The following is an 11,694-nucleotide window of genomic DNA, read 5'->3' as shown; positions in this document are numbered from 1 at the left end:
TTGGCGCTCCGTGGCGGATCGAGACTTGTTTCCGTCGATCGGTTTGCTGGCCGCACCTTACCGATCGCTCGGTGGTGGGTCCGCCGGTACGAATCGAACAGCGTCGACGATCACATATCCATCGGTCCCCTGGTTGCTAATCGTCAACTTTGCGGGCTGTCGTTGATCAAATTGATACACACCCAGCGATGTAAACGCTTTTTCTGTGGTGGGTTTCGAACGTTGATTCACTTTCACTGACGTCGTGCCGCCCGCCGACGAAATCTTTACGGGGACGTTGGTCGCCCGATTCGTGTTCGGTGGATAGGCAAGTTGGATCTCGTAGAAACCGGTCGGCAGCTTGGTTTCGAAGATCGCCGAACACTTTCCATTGGCCGCGTTGTCTTCGTGCCGGTAGCCGGACAAAAAATGCGGACGGTTCGCCGCACTCTGTCGCCACGTACCGACGAACGATGCTTGGCTATCATCCAGAACCACACCGGAGAAATCTTTGGGGAACAACACGCTGCTGCTCTGGCCGGCGACCGCTGACACATTCTTTGCCGAATGCAACACTTGTCCGTCGGCGAGCAATCGCTGCTGCAGCAAGTCGTACGGCACTTCCTGAACCGACAAGTCACTCTCGATCGCCAGCACAGCCGCCGTCGCCGCGCTTTGCCCCAAAATCATGAAGACAGGTTCCATCCGGATGGAACCAAACGCGATGTGTGAACTGGAAACGCAAACCGGCACAATCAGGTTCTCACAATCATCCGCTTTGGGAACCAAACTGCCGTAGGCAATTTCATAGGGCCCGTAGGTCGAAACGCCGATGTCGCCTTCATTTTGCACGCGACCTTCGGGGGTGATGTAGCGCTGCGTGTTGTGCGAGTCGATCGAATAAGACCCCATGCCGACGGATTGCGGGGTGGGGCGGCGTTTTTGCAATTCGTTCTCGGTCATCACAAATTGACCGATCATTCGGCGAGCTTCACGCACATAGATTTGATGAGGCCAATGACCGTTATCGTCGAACTCGTCAGCCGCCAGCCCCCAACGCTTCATCTCTTCACGGATTTCCTCGGGTACGCGCGGGTCACTGACGTGAAAGTACAACCAACCCTTCTGATAGTTCTCGTGTTCGCGAATGATCTCGGCACGGCGTTCATAACTCGCTTCGGGATAGTCGTAGTTGAACCCGATGTTGTCGGTGCTCATCGGACCGTGGTTGTTGGTGTCCGTTTTTCGATTGGGGATGGGGTCGAACTTGTTAAACGTTTCTCGCCAACCGGCTTCATAGATCCGAGCCAGCAATTCGTACTCGGCTGGGTCATAGCCTTTGGGAGCTTCAAATGGCACCAGGTTTCCCGGATGATCGGTCAGACACATTCGGAAACAGTACGCTTGGACGCGGTCGTCTGCATCGCCTTTTTTTCCCGGCGGGTCCGCACTGACGCGTGGCAATACGCCACTGGCTGGATCCCCTGGTACGACGTACGGACTGATCGCGGGCAGGTTGGCGAAGTGGTGACCGTGATGATTGACACCGGTTTGAATCCCGGCCCAGTTTTCAGCGTAGGTTTCGCTTGACTCGCGACCGACGTGGTATGACACGCCCGCCGCGGCCATCAAGTCACCTTCATAGGTCACATCCAAAAACACCTTGCCTGTAAACACGTCGCCGCCAAGCATTCGGATGGACTTGATTCGGCCGCCTACCACTTCGACGCCCGACTTGCGATCCAACCATTGATCGCGATAGACGGGGATCTCACATTCGCTCACCCATTCGTCAAAGACCTGTTCGGCGATATGCGGTTCGAAGATCCACTGGGTCCGATTTTTGCCGTCGATCGCTACGTTTCCTTGGCCACGATTGCCATAGCTTTCACGTGATTGCCAATTCCAATTTTCCGCCTGTTGGTATTTCAGGTACACACGGTGATAGAACTCGCGGGAGAGCCCGCCGATCACTTCTTTCTTGCCGGTGTCGGTCCATCCGAGACCACCACTCGTCAGCCCTCCCAGATGCTGGTCAGGACAAACGATCAAAACACTGCGTCCCATCTGCTTCACTTGCACCGCCGCAGTAATAGCCGCCGAAGTGCCCCCGTAAACAACAACGTCCGCCGTGTAGGACTCGGCAAACGCTTTCGGCGTGGACACACCATAAACGCCCGCCAGAATCAAACCGATCATGAATCGCAGGCAATCAAAGGACGCTCGCGACGGAGTCGACAGACGGTCGTTTGGGCCAACTCCGGTGCTCAGTTTGGCAACCTGGCTCGGTCGGTATTGCGTCCGATTCATACGTCTGGTTCCTCGCGATAGTCGCGGTAAAGGGGAGGGCGATGTGTTGGTAGGAACGGAACAGTTTAACCGCTCACCGCCCACACCTTGCCGCCCAGTCTTCCTCACGTCTCGGAAATCCGACGAAACAAGATCTGTGAAGCGTCCCTGGTTGCTTCGATGCCGCCGGGTAGATGAACGCGATCGTCGCCTCGACCGTGCCAGAGTTCAAAACACTGGCGCCAATGTGATTGGCCAATTTTCCCCAGCGGAAATCCACAGCGCTGCCAACAGTGTCGCAGTGCTTCGACACACACCGACGAATCGGCCAAAATACTGGGGACCGATTCAGGATGATCGACAGAATCCAATCGCCGGATTTGCAGCGGTTCCTCCGCGATGACAAAGACATCAACCCATTGACGTGACAATCGCTTGATCGATTCACTCCATTGACGTTGGCCATCGATCGCACGCGCAATTGACTCGATCGCCCCGGGGAATTGCCCGCCAATTTGTGGCAACAATTCGTTGCGAATCCAGTTGCGTCGGTACGCCAAGTCTCGATTCGAACCGTCTTCCCGCCACGAGTGATTTTCAGACACCAGTGCCTCACGAATCAGCTCTCGTCGCGATTGCAACATCGGCCGGGCGACGACAAAGTCACGCCCTCGTTCATCGGCTGACAATTCGCGAAACGGCGCGATCCCAGCCAAGCCGATCGGTCCTGTCCCGCGAAGCAGACGAAACAACACCGTTTCGACGTTGTCATCCAAGCTGTGCCCCAGCATCAGGTATCGGGCGCCATACTGACGCATCACGTCTCCGAAAAAACGATAGCGTTCATCACGGGTGTGTTTCTCGTCGGCCAACGTCCCATCACCGCGTGCCGTAACGGCCTTGATTCCTAGTTCCTCTGCCAACGCGATCACCAGCGATTCATCTTGATCGCTCTCGTTCCCACGGAGCGCATGATTGAAATGCGCTGCGATAACGAACCCTGGCATCGGCAATTCGCTTTCCTTCGAAACTGCGAACCGTTTGCGAATCTCGCGGCGTGCCAGATCAACGACCGCGCGAAGCAACGCGACACTGTCTGCACCACCACTGCAACCGACAACGACCCCCACGTTGAAGTACTTCCCCGCGGGGAACAGCCCCTCGATGTCACTTAAAAGGTGCTCCCAAGGGGAGTTTTCGTTTTGGCGATCTGACATGGGACGGTGCCGAAATGCGTTTCAACTGCCTGGAAAGCACATTCGGAGTTCGGGAAAGGGCAGGGCACTGCCCACTGGGGAACAAAATTTGTTACGATCTTCATCGTGAACGCGACAAGGACATGTCGCGTCAGCGGCCAGTCTACCGCCCTTTTCCACCCGCCGAACACGCCCCGTCGCCTTGACCCCATTGATGGCACTCTTCTTCGCGCTGCCGCTCGCCTCTTCATTGGACGAAAACTTCTTCGTCTACTCCCTCGCCGGCGTGCTTGCAGGGGCCGTTCTGATGATGGGTTATCAGCGCTGGAAGTACACCGTTTACAAAATCAAACTCGCCGCACGGGCGGATGAGATTTTGAACGAGGCCAACCGGCAAGCGGAATCGATGAAATCGCAGATCGTCCTCGAGGCCAAAGAGGATGCCCTGGAAATCAAATCAAAAGGCGAAACCGAGATCGCCGATTCACGGCGGAAACAGCTCGCCCGCGAAGAAAAACTCGATCGCCGAAGCGAACAACTCGACCTTCAAGAAGCCGACTTGCGGAAGCAGCAACGCGGACTCGAAAACGCCCAACAGCGTCTCGACTCGGGTCTCAAGATGCTGACCAACAAACGTGAAGAACTCGGCAAGCTCGAAGACCAACAAAAACGACTGCTCGAAGCGATTTCCGGCATGACCCGGGCCGAAGCCAAAGAGCAACTGCTAGAAGTTCTCAACGAAGAACTCGAACATGAGCGTGGAAAAGTCCTGCTGAAACAGAAAAAGCAGATCACCGAGGCTGCCAAAGAACAGAGCCGCCAGATGCTGCTGACCGCAATGCAGCGATACTCCTCCGCCTTCACCGCCGACTCGACGACCAGCACCGTTGACGTCCCGACCGACGACATGAAGGGTCGCATCATTGGACGCGAAGGCCGCAACATTCGGGCTTTCGAAAAAGCGACCGGAATCGACGTCATTATCGACGACACACCAGGCGTCGTCATTGTCAGTGGCTTTGACCCGGTGCGCCGCGAAATCGCCAGACGGTCGCTGACCAATCTGATCGCCGACGGGCGGATCCACCCTTCGAAAATCGAAGAAGTCGTCGAAGAAACCCAACGCGAGATCAACGAATTGATCATGCAGAAGGGCCGCGAGGCAGCCGACGAAGTCAACATCGCAGGACTGCATGACCGCCTGATCGAATTACTCGGACGCCTGTATTTTCGAACTTCGTACAGCCAAAACGTGCTTCGACATAGCATCGAAGTCGCGTTCCTGTCCGGCATGATCGCCGAAATGCTGGGAATGAATGGCGATGTCGCGCGGCGATGCGGACTGCTGCACGATATCGGGAAAGCCGCCGACCATGAACTCGAAGGCGGGCACCCTAAAATCGGTGCCGACATCCTGCGCCGTCATGGCGAATCACCCGAAGTCGTTCACGCCGCATTTGGGCACCACGACGAAATCGTGATCGAACACCCCTATACGATGGTGGTCGCCACAGCCGATGCCTGCAGCGCATCGCGTCCCGGTGCCCGTCGTGAATCGCTCGAACGCTATATCAAACGAATGGAAGAGCTCGAGGCGATTGCGAAACGCTTCGAGGGAGTACGCGAGGCATACGCCATTAGTGCCGGACGTGAACTGCGTGTCATCGTCGACAGCACGTCGACCAACGACGAACAGTCCGCCGTCATCTGTCACGAAATTGCCCAGGCGTTCGAACGCGAACTGATGTACCCCGGCGAAATCAAAGTCACCGTCTTGCGAGAAAGCTCCTTCACCGAGATCGCTAAATAGCTCGGCGATCGCAAGCTGACGCAGGGCCCCGTTGACGCTCTATCCGCCGTCAATTTTGGCGGATTAAAACAGTGTGTAGATAAAGGGTGCCGCCGGCGAAGTGGTCACAAAGGCCAGCGCGACGAGCAGCAGCAACACGCCAACAATCGGCAGCAACCACCACTTCTTGTTGTAGCGAAGAAACCAAACAAATTCGCGCAACAACCCTGGCTCGGTCGCCCCCGCCTGTCGCTCAAACTCCGATGGGCCGTTGAGGTCCGGGAGACGCCGTTCCGGGCCGCCGCGATCAACGGTGCCGCCTTCAATCGCTTCCTCCCGATGCGAATGCTCGCTGTGCTCGGGTCCTTCGCCGTTGTGGATCATCAAAACATCCGAAAGAAAGAATCGTCCGACTCGTCTGCATGAACTTCCCGCCAAAAGCTGGTCGCTTGCGGATCGGACCGCCGAATCGACTTTCCGGCCCAGCGAAACCAGATCGCGACCGGGGTCACGACGCCGTAAAACAGGACCAGCATTGTTAACAAGGTTGCTGTCCAACGAACCGGAAAGGTCGCTTGCCGAACCAACCACATTAGCCGCCATCGCCAATCTGGGCGCACAAAATACGCCAGCAGAAACCCTAACGACGCCGTCGCAAACCCGCCAAACACAACTGTCCCGGCTGGGTCCCCAACCAGTCGCCAAACCATCACACCGGCAACCACCAAACCGACGGAGACACCCAGACCCTCATAATGAGCGGGCTCGATCCGTTCTGTTTCGGGAGACCGTTTTGCCGGCGTTGCTTCCATGACGCGATCATACCCCGATTCGCAGATGGCTCCCACGGCAGATCAGAACCGCTACGGCGACCTTGACGCCGGGAATCCGCCAATGGCACAAAAACACACCCCCTTCTAGCCATGCGGTAGCCTCCCGCAGGAACCGATTCGAATCACGCTGAAGGATCGGGAAAAAAAGTCATTCTTCGGCCCCCCCGCCTTAACTCGTCATCGCTCAACGAGTTACCGCGCCAGGGCCGAATCGGGCGCTCCAAAATGACAAAATCTGCAGTTGACCGAGTCTGCTAGCCGCGTACCCTAGAGCTACCGATCGAGACCAACCGACGCGGATTTCCGCCTCGGACGGCCGACCTCAGAGCGACGTAAGCCTTTGCTATCTTTAAAGTTGCAACTTACTCAGCCTATTCTGACCCCCGCCTTCAGCGTCGACATCGAGAAAATACCTATCTTCCGCGAGTTCGCCTCGCGTGGGGTTTACGCGGTCAGCTTGCGGCCACGGGCTGACAATCGTTGATGGTTGGAATCCTCCGCTAAAACCGTCTCCGAAGCCTCACGGACCGGGCGCAAGAGGTGCCCGGTCGCGAACGCTCGCGAAGGTAGATCTACACCGATTTACGTCGCAGCCGATTCGATTACTCCGCTACGTCGCTTTGCGATTCTCGGAATGTTCGAACGTTTCTGGATAGTGTCGCCGCAACACGCTCCCATTGCGACTCTCGAAAAGGGCCAACACATCTGGATCCACTTCCTGGCGGAACGAATTGCATGCCCCACGACGAATGAAACACGCTGGCTTGTTAAAGACGGTTAAGTTTTTGGCAACCCAGTCGCTGCGCCGCTCCACCTGCTGCATGTGCTCGAATGAGGTCAGTCTGGCAACTTCCAAGAGTTCCTGTTCGGATCGTTCGATTTCTAAAAAGTTACAGATGCGTTTCAGCTGCGTGATCCGGTCGGACCTCATGTCCTCGTATCGCAACCAAAGAAGATTTGCGTCAAACGGATTCGACTCCCACATCGCCACATGTTGATGCCACTGTCCGCCGAACACCGGGACTTCATTGGAGTAAATCTGCCGGTGCGAAACATCTTGCCCCATGTTTTTCAACATGTGGTAGTACGAAAGCATCGCTTCGCGACCATCGCGAACAATATAAATCACGTTCCGGTGATGCTCTTTTGGATGGTCGTGTGTCTTGAAAAAACAGCGGTCTTTGTGGCGAAAGTAGTGCGTATTGGCATGAACGTCGGGAACCATCAATTGGACCAACGTTCGACCGCCGGATTCATTTAACCCATACACAAGGTGTGCGATGGTGTGCTGAAGTAGCGTGTTGCCTGACTTTGGAAATCCGGCAACGAATACGTCTTCGTCTGAAGTCTCTTCAATTGGATGCACGGATTCAGAAAAGGAAATGTCCTGGGGCGGCGGACGATGTTTCATTTTCAGATTTCTTGATGAGGGAATAGCGAAGGACAATGCGAGGGGGGGGATCCTAGAACAATTCCCCAAACCAGCGAAACCTTAATCCCCTAGGGGCGATCGCATCGGCATCGGTCGCTAATCGCACCTCTCTGCAATCCGCAGCTTCGCGCTTCGCGCACGCGGGTTCGCCGCGACCTCAGCGTCGGTTGGACGAAGCGGTTTCTTCGTCAAGATATTCCAACGATCGTCTTCGCGGAACGCTTGCTTGACGATGCGATCTTCAAGCGAATGAAAGCTGATCACGACCATTCGCCCGCCAACGCTCAACCAATCAGGCGCCGCCTGCAAGGTTCGCGTCAGGATACCCAGCTCGTCATTGACCACGATCCGTAGCGCCTGAAACGTACGTGTCGCCGGATGGATGTCGTGATTCTTTGAACGCGGCACACAGCGGCGACAGATATCACTCATCTGATGCACCGTACGGACCGGCTCGCGTCGTTTGGCAGCCGCAATGACCTCGCGTGCGATACGACGGCTGTAGCGTTCTTCACCGAACTGATAGATCGCATCGGCAATCGCTTTTTCGCTCTGCCTGGCCAACCATTCACTCGCCGGAATTCCATTTTCGGGATCGAAACGGAGGTCCAACGGCCCATCAAATTGAAAGCTGAAGCCGCGTTCACGATCCGCCAACTGATCGCTCGATAGCCCCAGGTCCAGCACCATCGCGTCGGCATGATCGACTTCACAGGCCGCGAGTGCCTTTGCGGCCTGCTCGTAGCTGGCCAGGAACACGCTTAATCGATCGATCGCATCATCGTCATCGCGACGGACCACGGCCGGATCTCGATCTAACCCGATGACCAATTCCAGCGACTCGATTTCGTCAATCATCCGGCGGCTATGACCGCCACCGCCAAAGGTCCCGTCAATCACCACTTTCGGTTTGCATCCCGAAACCCATTCGACGATTTCGTCGGGCATTACCGAGACATGACACGAGTCGTTCGATTGGTCAGCTTCTTCCATTAAACCTTGTTTTGGTTGCAGTGCAGGGCGGCTTCCATGTTGTCGGCGATCTCCTTCAAACGCTCAGGACCGCCCCCGCCAACTTCGGCGGCACACCAGCCACGAAAATTAATCGCGCGCAGCGACGCTTCAATGCCTGGCCAATCGACGTCGCCTTCACCAACCTTGGTGAATTGATTTTTAGCCCGTGAAAAGCCTTTGATATCCAGCTTCATGATCCGCGGACCGAGCTCACGTACCCAGGTCGCGATGTCACCGTATTTCCAGTGATTGCCCAGGTCGAACTGCAAGCCAACGCGTTTCGATTTGAACGAGTCGACATAGTCCGCCAGCGGCTGAACCGACTGATTCGAATCGCCACCATGATCGTACAGAAATTGATTCCAAACGTTCTCGATCAAAAGGTTGATGCTGTACTTTTCGGCGGTTTCGATCGCGGCATGCAGGTTGTCTGACGAACGCTTCCAAACCTCGTCGTGCGTACCGTCTTTGCCGTGACCGACCACGACCAAGCAACTGTCGCCACCAACCGCCGCCGTTTCCTCGATGGACTGCTTGAGTTGTTCGAGAGCCTTCGCACGCACAGCCGCGTCAGGATCGCTGTGACGCACGCTCCAGTGCTGGCTACCGACACTTCCATCGATAATGATGTCAGCCGCTTTAGCAGCCTTGTTGATCGCGTCTACGTCGATCCCAGGCACGTCGACTTCGACGCCATGGAACCCCGCTGCCTTTGCCGCCGCAAAACGCTCCTCGAGCGTTCCCTTCACGCCAATCATGCCAATCTTGAGCGTCTTGCGAATCCATGGTGTGGCATCGTCACTCGCGTCGGCAGCAACCGCCAGTTGACGTTGTCCGATCATCGCGATCGCTCCAACAGTTCCGATCGTTTGCAGGGCTTGGCGTCGTCGCATGGCAGGACCTCAGCGGGGTAGAGCAGGGCAGGGGAGTGCAGGTGAGAGCGTCTATTATGCTTCCTGCACACAACGAGAAGCAAGGCGATGCCATCCACCCCCGCTGCCAGACTAGCGAGACAGCTGTCAGAGCTGTGGAATCACTGACGAGCTGGATTCACTAACGAGCCAAGTGGAAAGCCACTGCGGCGTAAAACGCGATCTCGTTTAGCCGATCGTAAAGCCACCGGTACGTCCGAGCGGCTGCTCCCAGGAGAGGTCACGACGGTCGACCGATCCTGCCGGACGCGAGTCAATTCGCTCCAGCAGCTCATCGACGTGCGCCTTAGGGCCTTCAACATCCATCAGCACCGTGCCATCGATTTCGTTGCGAACAAAGCCGTGCAGTTCCAAGCCATTGCCGTGATACAGCGCCGTCGCGCGAAAGCCGACACCCTGGACACGACCGTGATAGCGCACCACAACGCGGCGGGTCATTTCAGTGCCGACTTTACGTCGTCCTCGCCCACCGTTTCAGAAACCGAAACCGCATCGTCACGCATCGACTGTGGCTTTGCGGTGCGACGAATCGCGACCAAGCACATGTCATCAAACGGGGCCGCGTCACCGATATGCCGCAACACTGATTCGACGATCCGGTCTTTGATTTTGCCCGTTTCCTGAGCTTGCGAAACCAGAGTCCTGATCGTATCGATCCCGAACTCCTGATCCTTCGAATCCATCGCCTCGTTGATTCCGTCGGTGTATAGCAACAGAAAATCACCCGGCTCGACTGTCATGCTGACGGATTCGTACTCCATACCGCCCATGATCGCGATCGGCAGCCCCGATTGCTCCTTCCCCGGTTCGACGATTTCACCGCCTGCGTGACGACGCACGATCGGCGGCATATGCCCCGCGTTCACAATCGTGACGGCATCGTTTTGTGGATCGACAACAACCATCAAAAACGTCACAAATCGCTCGACTTCTAACTCGCTCATGCGGTCGTTCAAGCGTTCGATCGCGATCGCGACATCCGACTCACTCGCCAAGCAAAAACGCGTCTCCGCAGACAGCTTGGCCATAAACATCGCGGCCGCGACACCATGCCCGACGACGTCGGCAACGACGACAGCGACTCGCCCATCGGACAGTTCGATGTAATCGTAGTAGTCTCCGCCGATGTGGTTTGCCGCTCGATAAAAACTGTCGAACTCCCAACCACAAGTTTGCGGTGGCGTTTGCGGCAAGAAGGCTTTTTGCACGTCCGTCGCCAGACGCAGATCCTGTTCGACCTCTTGCTGACGCAACGCCCGCTCGTGCATCTGCGCGTTGGTAATCACTACGCCTGCTTGTGCGGCAACGCCACTTAGCAGATCGATATCCTCTTCGACAAACTGCCCACGGCCTTGAGTCGAATCGATCTGGATCGCACCGAATTTGCGACCGTCGGCATCACCAAGCGGTGCGCAGATCATGCTTTTAATCGAGAAATCGGCGATCGATTCGCTGCTATCGAAACGGCTATCTTCCATCGCGTCAAACGAAAGGATCGATTCGCCTGTTGAAATCACGCGCCGAATGATCGTCCGACTGATGCGTACGGTTTGCGTCTCATCACTCTGTTGACGCGTCTTCACCCAGCGAGTTTGCAACTGGCCGTCATCCGTTTGCATGACGATAAAGCCGCGATCGGCCGAAGGAAAAATCGCGAACAAGCTATCGAGGATCTTTGGCAAAACCTCATCGACTGCGAGCGCATTGCTCAGGTTACGATTGATCTTTAGCAGCGCTTCCAGCTTCGCTTCGGGCGTGGCCCGCATCTTCAGTCCATAGTCGGACTTTTCGTACTGGACACGTGGTGCGATCGCCCGCGAAGACTCAGGCTCTTCGTCGGTCATCACGATACCGAAGTTCGATCCCGAGAACGTCATTTCGGACGACGAACCCGAAGCAAACAGCGGGACGGAGTCGGCGTGGAAGATGAATTCGATATCGCTGATTCGAATTCGATCGCCTTCGCGAAGCACATGAGCAGCCGTCAGACGCTGCCCATTCAGATAGGTCCCATTGCGGCTTCCAAGGTCGTGTACGGTGAAGGTCGTTCCTTCACCGACGACCTTGGCGTGGAACCGGCTAACCGGTCCCGAGTCGACCACGATATGGCAATCAGGATGACGCCCGATCGACGTTTCGCCTTGATCTAACTTGAATCGCTCGGGGCCACCAGCAATTGCTGCGGCAGCAACATCGGCGCCCCCGAGGGCGTTTTTACCTGGGATTGTTG

At 56.3% G+C, this 11,694-nt stretch carries 10 protein-coding genes; 1 reads left to right on the top strand and 9 read right to left on the bottom strand.

Annotated features, from left to right (window positions below; all coding sequences use genetic code 11):
• Positions 1–57 precede the first annotated feature (57 nt).
• Together CGZ80_RS24410 and tilS are read right to left on the bottom strand one after the other, a co-directional pair.
• Positions 58–2,178, bottom strand: coding sequence for an FAD-dependent oxidoreductase (locus tag CGZ80_RS24410; RefSeq protein WP_094418314.1), 2,121 nt, complete (start codon positions 2,176–2,178; stop codon positions 58–60).
• A 215-nt stretch (positions 2,179–2,393) separates the two neighbouring features.
• The gene (gene tilS, locus CGZ80_RS24405; RefSeq protein WP_094418302.1) at positions 2,394–3,485 is read right to left on the bottom strand and encodes a tRNA lysidine(34) synthetase TilS; all 1,092 of its coding nucleotides are present in this window, start codon (positions 3,483–3,485) and stop codon (positions 2,394–2,396) included.
• A gap of 193 nt (positions 3,486–3,678) precedes the next feature.
• Between tilS and rny the strand changes: the two genes are divergently transcribed.
• On the top strand, positions 3,679–5,274 hold the full coding sequence (gene rny / locus CGZ80_RS24400; protein WP_094418301.1) for a ribonuclease Y: 1,596 nt from the start codon (positions 3,679–3,681) through the stop codon (positions 5,272–5,274).
• A gap of 63 nt (positions 5,275–5,337) precedes the next feature.
• Here rny and CGZ80_RS28850 read toward each other — a convergent pair whose 3' ends face one another.
• From CGZ80_RS28850 to CGZ80_RS24365, 7 genes are all read right to left on the bottom strand, one after another.
• Complete coding sequence (locus tag CGZ80_RS28850; RefSeq protein ID WP_094418300.1) at positions 5,338–5,637, bottom strand: DUF5989 family protein; 300 nt, start codon at positions 5,635–5,637, stop codon at positions 5,338–5,340.
• Complete coding sequence (locus CGZ80_RS24390) at positions 5,637–6,101, bottom strand: hypothetical protein (protein ID WP_143544129.1); 465 nt, start codon at positions 6,099–6,101, stop codon at positions 5,637–5,639. Before CGZ80_RS24390 ends, CGZ80_RS28850 begins: the two co-directional genes overlap by 1 nt.
• A gap of 595 nt (positions 6,102–6,696) precedes the next feature.
• Complete coding sequence (locus tag CGZ80_RS24385) at positions 6,697–7,497, bottom strand: sulfotransferase domain-containing protein (protein ID WP_094418298.1); 801 nt, start codon at positions 7,495–7,497, stop codon at positions 6,697–6,699.
• 117 nt (positions 7,498–7,614) lie between these two features.
• On the bottom strand, positions 7,615–8,511 hold the full coding sequence (gene rsmH, locus CGZ80_RS24380) for a 16S rRNA (cytosine(1402)-N(4))-methyltransferase RsmH (protein ID WP_094418297.1): 897 nt from the start codon (positions 8,509–8,511) through the stop codon (positions 7,615–7,617).
• Positions 8,511–9,425: a sugar phosphate isomerase/epimerase family protein gene (locus tag CGZ80_RS24375; RefSeq protein WP_198953779.1), complete on the bottom strand. Its 915-nt coding sequence runs from the start codon at positions 9,423–9,425 to the stop codon at positions 8,511–8,513. Before CGZ80_RS24375 ends, rsmH begins: the two co-directional genes overlap by 1 nt.
• A 207-nt stretch (positions 9,426–9,632) precedes the next feature.
• Positions 9,633–9,902, bottom strand: coding sequence for an acylphosphatase (locus tag CGZ80_RS24370; RefSeq protein WP_094418296.1), 270 nt, complete (start codon positions 9,900–9,902; stop codon positions 9,633–9,635).
• A complete protein-coding gene (locus CGZ80_RS24365; protein ID WP_094418312.1) occupies positions 9,899–11,689 on the bottom strand; it encodes a SpoIIE family protein phosphatase in 1,791 nt (596 codons plus the stop codon). The genes CGZ80_RS24370 and CGZ80_RS24365 overlap by 4 nt, the downstream gene beginning before the upstream one ends.
• Between the last annotated feature and the right edge of the window lie 5 nt (positions 11,690–11,694).

Origin of the sequence: Rhodopirellula sp. MGV (assembly GCF_002251265.1) — a bacterium.
Lineage (GTDB): Bacteria > Planctomycetota > Planctomycetia > Pirellulales > Pirellulaceae > Stieleria > Stieleria baltica_A.
Note: the sequence above shows the minus strand (reverse complement) of the source record. Positions and strands in the feature narration are given on the sequence as shown.